The following is a 15,340-nucleotide window of genomic DNA, read 5'->3' on the forward strand; positions in this document are numbered from 1 at the left end:
TTATTTATATACATGTATATTTATTCTTATATAATGTATACATACTAACAGGATTTAAATCACGTTTCAATACTTATTCACTAAAATATTTATAGTTTAAATATTCTATCTATTTAGTTCGCAATATAGCCATATTTTCTGTACAATGCATTATGAGGTGAAACGAATGCGAACCAGTTTTTTTCATTGGGATGACCGCCTACAAATTGAGTTGCCTGGAAGTATCAGAGAATGGGAAGCTCGTTCACAGGAAGAAAAGCAACTGATTCTTTTTCATTGGGAAAAAACAAGAGGACGTATACCGGATAAAATTATGGAGTTAGATCAGCAAATTATGAAAAAGCAGCGAGACCTTTCCGACGAAAGCGACTTTGATAAATCATGCAGGCTTAACGAAGAAATTGCGGATTTAGCCTCCATCATAAACGATTTGTGGATCTGGTATCGAATTCCTTGGCAATTGCACCCCGCCATGTAAAACACCCCCTTCTAGCCTATGAAGGGGTGTTTGCTCTATTATTGTTTATCGAGCAAATAGCGATATTGATAAAAACGTTCAGCAAATTCTGTTACTCGTCTTGTCAGCAGATAATTTACGCCAGCACCTATTGCCATTGAAAGAATGGGCAGATCGGAGACTTTCTTTTTTCTGAAAATGCTGATTGCATAGGACTTCATTAACTGCTTGATTAGTTCCTCCAGCCATTTTTCGTCGGTTAATCGATCATCACCACTATAAAAATAATTAAGCTCCTGACGATCGAGTGCTTGAACCAGATCGTCCCACGCCTTTGCTTGAAACCGCGGAGGCATCGTAGCAGCGTGAAAAACTTTTAGCGATAATGTCATTTCATACGGCATTTGAACATCCCTTCCATAAGCAGCCGCGATAAATTGAATCGCTCGTATATTTAACAGCGCCATTGCAAGAAAATCCGTACTAAAAGCAAGTAAGCCGCCTGTACCTGCAATCCCACCTTGTACAAATGAATAAAGCTTATGCCTTCCACTTTGCTGTAGAGCCATATAATGAAGCTGATCGATACGCAGCTGATGAAAATCCTGAAGCGTGGCGATCGACTCCTCGAATGTTTTAGCAGTTGTGATCAGCCGCTCCCTCGCATCACGATGAAGATGAGTGTCTTGAATAACATTATGCAGATGAAACAGACTGATATCTAGACGGGAGAAGAATTCTTCCTTCACCTGCTCCGGAATAGCCAAGAATGATGAATCTAACCATCTAGAAAAAGTGTGAGCAACATCATGTCCCCCGTAGTTTCCTATTTCAGCCCTCCACTCCTTAATTTGGTTATGTACTACCACATCACGTGCTGTCCATGCCATCATGCATCACCCCAGCTACTTTTTTCATTAGTATAGCACATTTCCTAAATATCCCTTGTTTGCTTTTGGAATTAAAAAGCACGAATTTTCAAGCAGATTTCAATATAAAAAGACTTGGCAGAACCATCATCAATAGAACGGCTCAGCAAGTCTTTTTGGTTTATTTAAAGGGGTAGCATGTAACACGAAGCTGGACCACTGTTTTTGCAATCGAAGGATAGAAATATCATTTATGATTAATACGCTATAATTATACGTCCTCATTTAGAGCTCCCCTATTTCACGGGCAAATAATTTGCTGAACCAAATCAAATAAACTTATTCTTGGAAAAGTTGATAATTATTCTTTCCTTTTTCCTTTGCTTGATAAAGAGCAATATCGGCATGCCGTAATATTACACTTAAATCTTCTTCACTATTTATATTTATAACTATTCCTATACTTGCAGTAATTGATACATTCGTATTCGGAACACTTACAGACATTATCCCGTATAATAGCTGCTCTGCCATTTCGTTAATTTTTTCCATTGAATATACGTTAGAGAAAAATATTACAAATTCATCCCCGCCCATTCTAATGGCATAATCATCTTCAAAGACGATCTTTTTAATGCAATCAGCAACTTTTTTGATCACTTCATCACCAGTTTCATGTCCATATTGGTCATTAACGCTTTTAAAACCATCTAAATCGAGCAACATGATTGTTCCATATTGAATTGATTGTGCTATCACTGATTCAAAAAAGTTTCGATTATATAACTCTGTTAATCCATCATGCATGGCGAGTTTTTCTAACTCTAAAACATAGGAAAAAAAATAAGCAAGTTTTTCAAGTATTTGAACATCTTTTTCACTAAAACTCGATAATTTTGAATCTACAGCACAAAGCGTACCAAATAATTCACCATCTTTTAGAAAAATAGGGACACCAAGATATGAGCGAATATTTGCTTCTGAAACGACAGGTATTTGTTTTGCTGCCTCATCCTTGTCTATATCATTAAGGATTACAGGTTTTTTACTATTGAAGATAAGGTGACATAATGAATCGGTTAAATCAATTTTTATTCCCTCACCTAGTTCACAATCCACATCGTTTTTTTGTATTTTTAGAATAGAGAAGGTGGTTTCAGTCGTTCTTCCTAAAAAGACGAATTTTTCTTCTAAATACGAACTTGTAAGTTCAATTAAATCCTTAGCAGCTTTTTCAAATTCATGGCTGGATAACGAAATCATAATGTTTTTCACCCCTATAAATACTTCTATCCCCATTTGATCTAACCAACACCTCGTCTTAATGAGTCTTTAACAGTGTATTGCGGGCTATTCCCCGATTTGTATAATGGTTTTTTTCAGCTTTGACTTTTTCAAAATTACTAAAAAAAGAAACGATCACTGAGTATTGCTCGATCATACTTCTTCACGTGCTGACTTATTATAGAACAAGTATATTTATTTTTACAATATAAAAAATATGACATCAATTCAAATTGTTTTACAAGTAACCCCTTCTTTTTTTCCTTTAATAAAGGGATGATTAAGAATAAATCTTTAAATCCCTCTGAGACATATTATAATCTCAAACGATGGAGGGAACTGCGGAATTTTTCAGTCTTATCTTATGCGAAGATAAGCGTTGGCTGAAAGAGTATTGGAGCACAGCGCGAACAAAATTGAACACTATGTATGACAGTAAAGCGGGTCCATTCTACGTGGGCGACCCCGCTATGGTATAACCTATTTGGATCGATCTGCTTTTGCATATGAACTGAAAACACATGTTAGTAAACATCCTATCCATAATTTCGAGAAACTGTTAGTCACCGAAACCATAGTTGTTATTCATTCTTCTGTGCTTGCACTGAAGTTATGGCAATCTTTAATCCTTCATTCTATTCTTCGATTCGATTTTGATCTTGCTGATTCAAAGCATCATCCACAATAGATTGTGTTTTTAATTGATAATTCGTATAGCTCAAACTAATAAAAACAACCGTCAGTATTATTGCCACGATTGCTAATACCTTGATTTTTTTCTCCATTCTATTTTCACCTCCCCATAATATCAGTCATTAAGACTATTATTTTACCATTTTTTAATAGTAATCAATACTTTGGATACATAATGTTTCTTATTTCCTGTTTTTCATTATGTACTATTAAATTCTTTCTATAAAACAACAAACAACCTCTTTCCATGTGTTATTACCATAGAAAAAGGTTGTTGTTTTCGTATTATTTTCTCTGCTATGTTGATGTTAGGCTAAACGCGTAACGTCACGTGCAATCATTACTTCTTCATCAGTTGGGATAACCATTACTTTCACTGGAGAATGCGGATAGTTAATGAACGCTTCTTCTCCACGTGTTTTGTTTAATGCAGGGTCCCAGTATACGCCCATAAACTCAAGACCTTTAAGAACTTCTGCACGAATTACATCGCTATTTTCACCAATACCTGCTGTGAAAATAATCGCATCTACACCGTTCATACGAGCAGCATAAGATCCGATATATTTATGGATGCGGTTGGCGAATAAGTCCAATGCTAATTGTGCACGCTCATTTCCTTCGTCTGATTGTTGTACAATATCACGCAGATCACTTGAAAAACCGGATACACCAAGCATACCAGACTGCTTGTTCAACACATCAAGCACTTCGTCAGCTGTTTTACCTGTTTTCTCCATGATGAAAGGCATCAAAGCAGGGTCAATGTTTCCGCTTCGAGTCCCCATCGTTACACCAGCAAGCGGTGTAAAGCCCATTGATGTATCAATTGAACATCCGCCTTCAATTGCCGCGATACTGGCTCCATTGCCTAAATGACATGAGATCAGACGAAGCTGTTCTAATGGACGCCCCAGCATATCTGAAGCACGCTGTGATACATATTTATGAGAAGTACCATGGAAACCGTATTTACGAATCCCATAATCTTTGTAATACTCGTACGGCAGACTGTATAAATACGAACTTTCTGGCATCGTTTGGTGGAACGCAGTATCAAAAACGGCAACTGCAGGTACGTTAGGCAGTACGCTTTGGAAAGCACGGATTCCGGTAATGTTCGCCGGATTATGAAGCGGAGCAAGTTCTGAGAGTTCTTCAAACTTAGCAATCGTTTCTTCATTAATCAGCACAGAATCATTAAACACTTCTCCCCCATGAACAACACGGTGTCCAATTCCATCAATCTCATCTAATGAAGAAATAATTCCAGCAGATGTTAGTTTGCCAAGCAATAATTTTACTGCAACATCATGATTGGGAATATCGGTTACTTCTGTTTGTTTTTCTCCGTTTACCGTAATCATAAAGACTGAATCTTTTAAACCAATGCGTTCAATAATTCCTTTTGTAATGACTGTTTCTTCTGGCATTTCAAACAGCTGGAATTTTAAAGACGAGCTGCCCGCATTAATAGCAATAACTTTAGTCACTGGTACCGCTCCTTTTATATTCTTTATTCTCTAGAAAATGGATTAACGTACTAAGAAGCAAACCCATGGTTAAATTCGTAATAAATCACATTCATTTCTCATTTAATCACTGAATACTTTACACTTCAAGAGAAAGCTTATCGTGGTAACGTTTACATCAAGAAGTGTTTATTTTCAGAAAAAGCGTGTATCGATTTCAATTTCGATACACGCTTTCTTTACTTATTTTCTTGCATCCATAATTGAATTTTTGCCATCATGGATTCAACTGCCTGTCCATTACTGAGTTTTGGCATCTCTGCAAGGAGTACTTGTTTCGGAGGTTTAACATCCTGATGCTGACGCTGCAGAATCAACACACTTTTACCTGATTGCTCATTTTTAAACAAGGAGGTTGGCAGCTTTAAAAGTCCTTGTATATGAACATGCTTTTGTAAATACTCATGCAGTTGGCTTGACAAAGGAGATTCAAACAGTCCATTCGGCACAAGGAAAAACAGGTAGCCGCCTTCCCTTACGTGCTGAATGCTTTGCTCAATAAACAAATGATGGGCATAGGAATGACCAACAGATGCCTTCAAATCATAATCTGCTGCACGTACATCATTGGGATAATAGCCTACTGGTAAATCACTCACCACCGCATCGACAGGATCAATAAACAGCGGCTCCAGTGCGTCCTGGGTATAAAGATGAAGAGGCTGTTCCGTTAAATTTGCTCCTACATAAGCAAGGCGAACGAGTACCTCGTCAATCTCAACTCCATGTGTAACGACCACTTTTCCAGCAAGCTGATTCATGATGGCAAGCGCAAGATTTCCTGTTCCAAGCGCTGGATCGAGCAGCGTAAGCTCATTTTCCTTCGACGTAAACTTATCAAGTAGAAATCCAATAACCATTGCAATGGAGTCAGGCGTCATTTGATGGTTTGGCTGAATATGCTCTTTCATACCTTTTAAAATAGAAAGCTGATAGGCTTTTCGAATATCTTCTTTCTCGTACTTCTCAAGCGGATGCTCGCCATACCATTTCAATAAACGCTTCTTTAATAGAACATCGACATCCTGGCCAACTTCATCACGAAACCAGTTTTCACCGCTTTCTGCAAGCGCCTCTAAATAAGTAGACGCCACTGCATCCTGAAGAGCAGTTGTCGTTTCATTCAACATCGTAAAAATCGATTCAACGGGAGAATGATTCATCACTAGTATTCCTCCTGTCCATAATATCAACAACCCATTTTACCCTTATACATAAAAAAAGAAAAGAAAAGACCACCGCGATGGACACTTTCGTTCCAACACAAAAACCGCGTATATGGACGCGGTTTTTGTCGATACTGTCTGTTCGTTATTCTGCTGCTTTAGCTGCTTCGATTGCCGCTGCGTAGTCAGGATGATCTGTTGCCTCACTTACATATTCAGTATATGTAACGACATCATTGCTATCAACGACGAATACTGCACGAGCAAGCAATCGAAGTTCTTCAATAGCAACTCCAAATGCTTTTCCGAATGATAGATCACGGTGATCGGAAAGTGTCTGAACGTTTTCAATTCCGTTCGCTCCACACCAGCGGCGCTGAGCAAATGGAAGATCTACAGAAATAGTAAGAATCTTTACATTTCCAAGTTCTGCTGCTTCTTCGTTAAAGCGACGAGTTTGTGCATCACAAACCCCCGTATCTAGGGATGGAACAACACTGATTAAACGAACGGTTCCTTTTGAATCACCCAGTGTGACTGAAGATAGATCGTTGGCCAGTACTGTAAAATCAGGGGCTTTATCCCCTACTTTTACTTCTGATCCAAGAAGTGTTACTTGGTTTTCTTTAAACGTAATTACTGCCATTATGCTTCCTCCTCAAATATGTATAAAACGTTTATTCACTATTTATCATACTGAAAGGAAGCATGAAAGAGCAACTGTTTCGATGTATAAGGATTTTATTAAATTGGGGGTTCCCCTGTATTTTTTGATCCTTGCTGATTAGGATTGTTGTTTGAAGAAGACCATTGCTCTTTAACACGATTAAATGCAGCAGGAGCAAGATCCATCAGTTTTTCAAGCAAATGAGTTTGTTCATTCATATGATGCATTTTAACACCATCTTTTCCAACAATTAAAAAAGCAATCGGTGTGATGGAGACGCCTCCACCGCTTCCTCCACCAAATGGGTGACCTGTTTGTCCTTCCCCTACGTGATGATAGTCTGAATGAAATTCGCTTCCCCCGGTGGCAAAGCCGAATCGTACTTTGGAGACTGTCATGATCATGCTGCCGTCTGGTGTCTCAACTGGATCTCCTATTATCGTATTTACATCGACCATTTCCTTTAACTGTTCCATAGCTGTTGACATAAGCCCTTCAATTGGATGTTCCATAAACGCCGCCTGCCTTTCGATGGTTTGACACCCTTTTTTCGATTAAATACAGAATGCCGATTTTTATAAGATGTCCTAAACGAATTGAAAACATACATGATAGCTGCATCTGAAAAACACTTCCTCCAAACAGTGGATATACAGAATGCTGCGGCGTGCATGTCATGATCATTTTTTTTTCGAAAAACAATCTTAACCAACTGTGAAACGTCCATATAAAGGAAGTGATATAAGCTGTCCAATCTGCCTCATTAACACCAAAACGAATCTCTGTTTGAAGCTTATCCACTGAAACCTTCCGAATGAGCGTTTCCATAAGCCTCCTGCCATTTTTCATTATTTGTAAATATTCCTCGTACTTTGATTGGATATGCTGAACATCATCATAAGTAAACTTTTTATTTTCTTCCCCTTTGTCACTCCGTTTTTCATATGACAATGAAATCCTTTTGCTTTTTATTAGCGGGATCTCTACTCGCTTGCGGTATAACCCATTAAAAAGCTTTAGCTTTATTTTAAGAAAATCTTTTTCTCCTGTTTTATTAAAACGAATATGTACAACCATTTTTGAAAAGCAACAATATATGATCAGGAAAATGATGATCAGGATGCTGATAATTAACCACACGGATATTCCCCTTTACTGTTTTCCCTATTATCCCCCAACATGAACAAAAAAAATCTGCCTCTCTAAAAAGAGGCAGATTTGGTGACAGCCGTTCTTTCATGCACTACAGTTGTATCTGCAAAAAGGTCATGAATCCCTTGTTTTCTGGGTGTAAAAGCAACGACTATATATAAAATATAAAGCAAAGGAATGGCAAAAATCACAAGTGCACCATGAATATAACGCCCGATTAACTCCCGGAATAGCACCTGCATCCAACCAAGGGATTTATCTTTTAATGAAATTACTTTTAGTCCAAATACCATTTTACCAAGTGTTTGACCAAAGAATTTTGTCATCAAAACAAAGTAGGTAAAGTACGTAATTCCCGTTACAATGCCAAGTACACTGAACCAACCATCATTTGAGGCCCACCCAGCCATACGGAATACAGGATATACAAGAATACCGTTTACAGCTGCGATAACAAGGGCATCAAACAAATATGCCCATAAGCGCATCCAAAATCCTCCGTAATGAGGCGTATAGGTTTGGGCTCTTTCTTGAAAAACAGAAAAATCGCTGTCCACTATACTCTCACTATTGCCGGATGGGACGTGCTTTTCATGCTCATACAATAATTCTTGTTCACTGGAACTCGACGTTTTCTGCTGCTCATTTGAACCGAGTAAATTCTCATCTTTTCTATCCATGTCTCCACCCCCTATTCAGCGTATAAGTACATCGGACGTGGTCCACCGACACGATTGATTACTTGTGACAATACATCTCCCTCAAGTCCGCCAAAAACTTTATGCGCTTGTAAAGATAATAACGACGAAAAATCAGATGGTGTTGTGTATTCAATTACACTTGCTCCCTGCAAATCATAATCTTCTTTTACTGCGTTAATGACATCCTCTTCGTATCCGTAGTCATCAATTAAGCCTAACTCAAGCGCCTGTATTCCATTATAAATACGACCATCAGCGATCTCGCGGACTCGTTCCTCCGGCATTTCACGCCCATTTGCGATAACGTCTACAAACCCTTGGTAAGAATCTTCTAACATACTTTGAATAATGGCAAGATCTGCTTCAGATACCTCTTCAGCAGGATTAAGCATATCCTTAAACTCTCCAGATGTAATCGTGACAAATTCAACCCCGTATCTTTCTGCCAGCTCGCTAAAATTGATGCTTTGCATAATAACGCCCAGCGACCCGGTTAATGTTTCTTTGCTGGCGAAAATTTTATCTGCTGGAGCTGATACATAATAGCCTCCCGAAGTTGCCTGTGCTCCCATCGAAACATACACTGGTTTTCTAGCTTCCTCTTTGATTTCAACAATTTTATCGTGGATTTGTGCGCTTTCTACCACGCCTCCACCAGGTGTATTCACACTTAAAACGATTGCTTTAACCGTATCATCATCTTTTACCTGGTCCAGCTGATTCATAAATTGTGAATGATTGTAGCCAACCCCTCCCAGTAAGCTGCCTTGCTCACCGGTATCTTGAATTGTTCCGTGCAGATCAAGCACAGCAATTCTTTCCATTGCACTGCCTTCCTCAATAATAGCCTCAGGAAGTCCTTCTGTTGTACCAAAACCACTTAGACTTTCTTCAATATTCGTCGAAAACATAAACGTTGCAGCATTAATTACAGTAGATACGACTAAAAGTGCTGCCGCAACACCCAATGCTATCCATCTTTTTACTGTCATTCGCTGTTCCCTCCTTCGAAGCCTATCCTTTACTTACGGTGGAGCTTCAGAAATGTTTCATTTCATGATACAATTTATATTGTATCCCTTGTATGTACAGATGATGAATGAAGAAAGACAGCTTCTTCTTCCCTGTTGCTTTTATACAAGATGAACCTTACATATTGTACCAAACTAAACAGCTTCAGGACAATGAAAATGGAGGGAATAGTAGTGGACAACCGTCGAAACATGTATTTTTATGCTCGTAAAGATGATCAAACAAAGGAACAGATAAGTACGCTTAGTGATTTAGCAGAGCGCTACGGTTTTACGATTGTTAGGGATTCATCGGCTGCTAATATTATTGTTAGTGTTGGAGGGGATGGGGCTTTCTTGCAGGCTGTTCGCAAAACAGGCTTCCGCCAAGATTGTTTGTATGCGGGTGTATCAACTTCCGGCAGACGCAGCCTTTATTGCGATTTTCACATTGATGATCTCTCTAGCATGATTGAAGCAATGACAAAGGAAAAAATTGAAGTTAGACGCTTTCCAACTATTCAGGTATCTGTCGATAACGAAGCAAGCTTTCTTTGCTTGAATGAATTCAGTATCCGTTCCGGTATCATTAAAACATTTGTTATGGATGTCTATATCGACGAACTTCATTTCGAGGCGTTTCGTGGTGACGGCATGATTATTTCCACTCCAACAGGGAGTACAGCCTACAATAAATCTGTTGGCGGTGCAGTTGTTGATCCGATGCTGTCATGTATGCAGGTAAGCGAACTGGCATCATTAAATAATAACCGCTTCCGAACTCTTGGTTCTTCCTTTATCTTAAGCGAAGAGCGTAAATTGCGATTGGAAATTACACAGGATGGAAACGACTATCCTGTTATGGGTCTAGATAACGAAGCACTAGGAGTCAGTCATGTTAAAACAGTGGATTTAATGATGAGCGACCAGGTTGTCAAGACTGTAAAGCTTAAGGATAATTCCTTCTGGGAAAAAGTAAAACGAAGCTTTTTATAACCAGCATATATACCTAAAAGCTGCATGGACATGAACGTCCATGCAGCTTTTTACATTGCATTGCGCTGTACCCTTTTAACATACCACTTTGATCTGGATACACTAAACAGTGTCAAGCCTGACCAAATAAAGAAAAAGGATATAAAATCAATAAAGGTAAAAGCTTCTTGATATACTAAAACGCCAAGTATCAACATAATGGTCGGAGCGATATATTGTAAAAAGCCCATCATGTAAAGCGGTATTCGCTGTGCTCCTTTTGCAAAAAACAGCAGCGGCAATGCAGTAGCAGCACCTGCTCCAATAAGGAGTAGATCAATTTGTATGTCACCCGAAAACAATACAGATGTCCCATTAATAAATAAATACGTTATATAAATAAGTGCAATAGGCATGGTTACGAGGGTTTCCAGCGTCAGTCCAATCGCTGCATCAACTTGAAGCATTTTTTTAACAAGTCCATAAAGGCCGAATGACAGTGCTAACGTAAAGGCAATCCAAGGAAAGTTTCCATATGAAATGGTAATAATCATTACGCCAATTAATGCCAAAATAAACGACACAATCTGTGCGCGAGAAAGTGTTTCTTTTAAAACCACTACACCAAGCAGCACCGAAACAAGTGGGTTAATGTAATATCCGAGACTCGCTTCAACAATCTGGTTTGAATTTACTGCCCATATGTAAAGAAACCAGTTTCCTGTTATTAAAAGTGATGCAGCAACTAATGCAGCCAATCGTTTTTTATTTTTTTGAAGGGTAAGTCCTTCTCTTTTCAGTGCCCGTAAATTCCCGGTAGCTAAAAGCAAAACAAACATAAACCAAAATGACCAAAATATTCGATTTGCGAGGATTTCCTCTGCACTTATATGGTGCAGGAATTTCCAGTATATTGGGAGTAACCCCCAAATTAAATAAGCTGATATTGCATACAGCATCCCTTGTCTTTCTTGTCTTTCTTCTCTTTCCATATAAATCTCCAATCTTTTGAGAATCGAAACAAAATTTATTATACTCCCGCTTATTGGAAGCGGCAACTCCTTTTAAACAAAATAAAGAAGCAGGTTTCTCCTACTTCTCATAAACGATTTTGCCATTAACAACCGTCTTTGTTACATTCATAGTTAAGAGCTGATCGATAGGTTCATTAAAAGGATTCTTTTCTAGAATCGTAAAATCTGCTGCAAAGCCTTTCTCAATTATTCCTCTATCGTGTTCATGATGACAAGCAAATGCACTTCCTTTTGTAAAAAGGGCTATAGCCTCATACAAGGTTAAGCATTGACCTGCTCCATAAACAGTCTTTTCGGAATCATCCGGTTTTCTTCTAGTAACCGCAGCATGAATACCTAGCAGCGGCCCAAGTGGTTCAATCGGTGCATCCGAGCCGCCCGCACAGGCAATCCCTCTGTCAAGCAGTGTTTTCCATGCATAATTCCATTTCATTCTGTCTTTGCCAATTCGCTCCTCCACCCATGGAAAATCCGACACGACAAAACGAGGCTGTATATCCAGAACAACAGGGAGCTTTTCAGAACGTTCAACCAAATCCTTCTCTAAAATTTGTGCGTGAATTAAACGGTCTCTTTGTCCATTTTCCGCAGGATATTGTTCTATCGCATCCAACACATACTCATACGCTAAATCTCCTATGGTGTGAACCGCAATGGGCATTTCATATTGTCGTGCCTTATATACTAGCTGCTTTAACTTGTTATAGCTGTGGATCGCTACTCCTTGTGTTGATGGTTCATCCGCATACGGCTGACGCAGCAATGCTGTTCGTCCGCCTAACGCACCGTCAGCAAAGATTTTCATTGCACCGAACTCCACATAACGCGAGCCGGATAAAAATGAATGTCCCTGACGATACCAATCCTCAATCACTGCATGATGAACAAGCAAATGGGCTCTGAAGAGATGGCCTTCCTCTTCGATCACCTTTTGAAAAGCCCGATATGTACGTGTAAAATCTCCATAATAACTTAAATCTTCTGTATGACCTCCTGTTAAACCAAGGGACCATGCATAGCGGACACCTTCACGAAGCGCTCGCTGAATATATTCATCTTCAATAGGTGGAAGCGCAGGAATCATCAAATCCTGCGCCTGGTCCTTTAGCAAACCCGTTAGCGATCCGCTTTCATCACGTTCAAGCACGCCGCCCTCGGGATTCGGTGTCAATTCGTTAATTTTCGCTTTTTCAAGTCCCAATGAGTTGACCGCCGTTACATGCCGGCAAATTCTTTTTAATAGTACTGGGTGATGAGGTGCAATTTGATCCAGCTCCGAAGCGGTTATGACCTCTGATTCATGCCATTGATTTTCATTCCAGCCATCCCCTAAGATCCACTTGCCCTTTGGCAGATGATCAGCCTTCTGTTTTACTGCCCTGAGCACCTCATTCTTAGAGGTCATAAATGATAAATCTAATTGCATTAAGGTTTCTCCAACGCCGATCAAATGTAGATGGCTGTCAACAAAGCCAGGAAATAATATTTGTCCTTTTAGATCTATGATTTCGTCTACTGTCTCAGCTAAACGCTGCTCGATCTCTTCTTTCCTTCCCACATCAATAATTTTCCCATGTTGTGTTAAGATTGCTTCTACTGTATGATTTTCCTTTTGCATCGTGTATATGGTGCCATTTGTCCAAAGCCTTCTCATTCATTATTCCCTCCTACATTTAACCCCAAATAAAAAGCCAGACGTCCAAAGAGGATTCTTCTGAATAATTTTCTTTCTTTATTCAGAAGAATCGATTCGTCAGCGTCAGGCATTTATTTTATAAAACACATCTATACAAATTATAACAGAGATGAATTCTCCTGTTCTTTCTTCCTTAATTCAACACGTCGTATTTTACCTGAAGGAGTCTTTGGAAGCTCTTGTACGAACTCGATCTTCCGTGGATATTTATAAGGAGCGGTTAGCTGCTTCACATGTTCTTGAAGCACAGTCACTAACTCCTCGTTTTTATCCCGCGACTCTTCTCTAAGAATAACAAACGCTTTAACAACATTGCCTCTGATTTCATCAGGGCTTGCCACTACTGCACACTCGCGTACAAGCGGATGCTTGATTAGCGCATCCTCAACTTCAAAAGGTCCAATTGTGTAGCCAGAGCTAATGATAATGTCATCTGCACGACCTTCAAACCAAAAATATCCGTCTTCATCTTTTTTTGCCCTATCACCAGTTATATAGTATTCCCCCCTAAATTGCATAGATGTTCGTTCAGGATCCTTAAAATACGCTTTAAATAAAGCTGGCGTATCAACATGTACAGCAATTTCTCCAACGACTCCGGGTTCACATGGCTGCCCTTCATCATCAATAATTTCCACACGATTTCCCGGGGTGGGTTTCCCCATAGATCCCGGTCTTAGCTCCATGCCATTCATAATACCTACGAGCAGTGTATTTTCGGTTTGTCCATACCCATCTCTTACATTGATATTAAAATAACGCTGGAACGTCTCTATCACTTCACGGTTTAACGGTTCGCCCGCTGATACAGCATTTCTGAGTGAAGACAAATCAAATTTTTCAAGCTCATTTACTTTTGCCATAATGCGATATTCTGTCGGTGTACAGCAAAGCACATTGACTTGGTATTTTTTCAGCAGATGCAAATAGGTTTCCGGATCAAACTTGCCCGTATAAACCAAGCCTGCAGCACCTGAACCTAAAACAGATAAAAAGGGACTCCAAATCCATTTTTGCCACCCTGGTGCTGCAGTAGCCCATACAACATCCCCATCCTGGATGCCCAACCAGTTTGGGGCTGTTGTACGAAGATGAGCATAGGCCCATCCGTGCGTGTGTACAACCCCTTTCGGAAGTCCCGTTGTACCTGAAGTATAGGATAAAAACGCCATATCATCCTGTCTGGTTGCGGCTGCCTGCAACAAATTCGTTTCTTCTGACATCGCCTCTTCTATATTCACCCATCCATCGTAATTCGCTCCAATAATAAATTTGTGAAGATTTTTCATTTCATCAATATGATCGAACTGAGAAATAAACGGTGCAAAGGAAACCACGGCTCTCACTTCTCCATGGGTAAGTCGATAAATGATATCCTTTGGTCTTAGCATTTCGGAGCTTGGAATTACAACCAATCCAATTTTCAGTGCAGCCAAATAAACCTCATAGGCTTCTATCAATCGAGGAATCATAATTAAAACCACATCCCCTTGATTTAACCCTGCATGTTTAAACACATTCCCAATTTTATTTACATTTGAAAGGAGCTGATCATATGTAATTTCTTTTGTATTTCCTGCTTCATCCTCCCAATATAATGCCGTTCTTTGCTGCCCTGTGTATTTTTCTATTTCTTCAATGACATTATATTGAACGGGTGCAAGTAAATCTTCACGTTTCATCGTATCCCCCTTTTCTTCCTTCAGTCATACCCATTATACAAAATGTTCTGAATAAAATAAATCAAGGAAGGTCCGATTATTCTTTCATGCTGTTTGCTAATCAATAAAAAACCGGCTCCCAGCTAATGCTGGCAGCCGATCTTATATAAATTAAGATTGTTGTGAGTAACCGCCTAGTTGCTGTTCAGCCATCTGAACAAGACGTTTAGTGATTTCCCCACCTACAGAGCCGTTAGAGCGAGAAGTAGAATCAGCTCCTAGCTGCACTCCAAATTCTGTAGCGATTTCGTATTTCATTTGATCCAATGCTTGTTCTACTCCAGGTACAAGTAGTTGATTACGTGAGTTGCTTCTGTTACTTGGCATGTGTTTCTCACCTCCTTGTGACTATAGATTGTGCAAAAACACATGGCTTAACACTG

General features: G+C 39.4%; 16 protein-coding genes. 2 read left to right on the top strand and 14 right to left on the bottom strand.

Annotated features, from left to right (window positions below):
* The first annotated feature begins 166 nt into the window (after positions 1–166).
* Positions 167–478 carry a hypothetical protein gene (locus tag KP78_RS17060; RefSeq protein ID WP_041090772.1) on the top strand — a complete coding sequence of 104 codons (312 nt, stop codon included), beginning with the start codon at positions 167–169 and terminating at the stop codon, positions 476–478.
* 38 nt (positions 479–516) lie between these two features.
* On the opposite strand, the gene KP78_RS17065 is transcribed toward KP78_RS17060, so the two are convergent.
* From KP78_RS17065 to sppA, 10 genes are all read right to left on the bottom strand, one after another.
* Positions 517–1,347: an EcsC family protein gene (locus KP78_RS17065; RefSeq protein WP_041090774.1), complete on the bottom strand. Its 831-nt coding sequence runs from the start codon at positions 1,345–1,347 to the stop codon at positions 517–519.
* A gap of 318 nt (positions 1,348–1,665) precedes the next feature.
* On the bottom strand, positions 1,666–2,625 hold the full coding sequence (locus KP78_RS17070; protein ID WP_052474917.1) for a sensor domain-containing diguanylate cyclase: 960 nt from the start codon (positions 2,623–2,625) through the stop codon (positions 1,666–1,668).
* Positions 2,626–3,245: 620 nt separating this feature from the next.
* Complete coding sequence (locus tag KP78_RS20180) at positions 3,246–3,395, bottom strand: hypothetical protein (protein ID WP_157841523.1); 150 nt, start codon at positions 3,393–3,395, stop codon at positions 3,246–3,248.
* Between the two features lie 216 nt (positions 3,396–3,611).
* A complete protein-coding gene (locus KP78_RS17075; protein WP_041090776.1) occupies positions 3,612–4,796 on the bottom strand; it encodes an acetate kinase in 1,185 nt (394 codons plus the stop codon).
* 218 nt (positions 4,797–5,014) lie between these two features.
* Entirely contained in the window at positions 5,015–5,998 is a 984-nt protein-coding gene (locus tag KP78_RS17080; protein ID WP_041090778.1) for a class I SAM-dependent methyltransferase, read from the bottom strand.
* Between the two features lie 148 nt (positions 5,999–6,146).
* The gene (tpx, locus tag KP78_RS17085) at positions 6,147–6,647 is read right to left on the bottom strand and encodes a thiol peroxidase (protein WP_041090780.1); all 501 of its coding nucleotides are present in this window, start codon (positions 6,645–6,647) and stop codon (positions 6,147–6,149) included.
* Positions 6,648–6,745: 98 nt separating this feature from the next.
* On the bottom strand, positions 6,746–7,180 hold the full coding sequence (gene ytfJ / locus KP78_RS17090; RefSeq protein WP_041090782.1) for a GerW family sporulation protein: 435 nt from the start codon (positions 7,178–7,180) through the stop codon (positions 6,746–6,748).
* On the bottom strand, positions 7,164–7,745 hold the full coding sequence (locus KP78_RS17095; RefSeq protein WP_157841524.1) for a DUF2953 domain-containing protein: 582 nt from the start codon (positions 7,743–7,745) through the stop codon (positions 7,164–7,166). The genes ytfJ and KP78_RS17095 overlap by 17 nt, the downstream gene beginning before the upstream one ends.
* A gap of 125 nt (positions 7,746–7,870) precedes the next feature.
* A complete protein-coding gene (locus tag KP78_RS17100; protein ID WP_084220138.1) occupies positions 7,871–8,500 on the bottom strand; it encodes an RDD family protein in 630 nt (209 codons plus the stop codon).
* 11 nt (positions 8,501–8,511) lie between these two features.
* On the bottom strand, positions 8,512–9,513 hold the full coding sequence (sppA, locus tag KP78_RS17105; RefSeq protein ID WP_041090786.1) for a signal peptide peptidase SppA: 1,002 nt from the start codon (positions 9,511–9,513) through the stop codon (positions 8,512–8,514).
* A gap of 198 nt (positions 9,514–9,711) precedes the next feature.
* Between sppA and KP78_RS17110 the strand changes: the two genes are divergently transcribed.
* The gene (locus KP78_RS17110; RefSeq protein WP_268747536.1) at positions 9,712–10,527 is read left to right on the top strand and encodes an NAD kinase; all 816 of its coding nucleotides are present in this window, start codon (positions 9,712–9,714) and stop codon (positions 10,525–10,527) included.
* Between the two features lie 50 nt (positions 10,528–10,577).
* Here KP78_RS17110 and rarD read toward each other — a convergent pair whose 3' ends face one another.
* The 4 genes from rarD to KP78_RS17130 all read right to left on the bottom strand — a co-directional run bounded on the left by rarD (position 10,578) and on the right by KP78_RS17130 (position 15,284).
* The gene (rarD, locus tag KP78_RS17115; protein ID WP_041090787.1) at positions 10,578–11,498 is read right to left on the bottom strand and encodes an EamA family transporter RarD; all 921 of its coding nucleotides are present in this window, start codon (positions 11,496–11,498) and stop codon (positions 10,578–10,580) included.
* A gap of 100 nt (positions 11,499–11,598) precedes the next feature.
* Entirely contained in the window at positions 11,599–13,194 is a 1,596-nt protein-coding gene (locus tag KP78_RS17120) for an amidohydrolase (RefSeq protein ID WP_041090789.1), read from the bottom strand.
* A gap of 140 nt (positions 13,195–13,334) precedes the next feature.
* Positions 13,335–14,918 (bottom strand): acyl-CoA synthetase MbcS, encoded by a 1,584-nt coding sequence (mbcS, locus tag KP78_RS17125; RefSeq protein WP_041090791.1) that lies wholly within the window; start codon positions 14,916–14,918, stop codon positions 13,335–13,337.
* Positions 14,919–15,068: 150 nt separating this feature from the next.
* On the bottom strand, positions 15,069–15,284 hold the full coding sequence (locus tag KP78_RS17130; RefSeq protein ID WP_041090793.1) for an alpha/beta-type small acid-soluble spore protein: 216 nt from the start codon (positions 15,282–15,284) through the stop codon (positions 15,069–15,071).
* Positions 15,285–15,340: the final 56 nt, after the last annotated feature.

This window comes from Jeotgalibacillus soli, assembly GCF_000829435.1.
In the GTDB taxonomy this organism is placed as follows: Bacteria; Bacillota; Bacilli; order Bacillales; family Jeotgalibacillaceae; genus Jeotgalibacillus; species Jeotgalibacillus soli.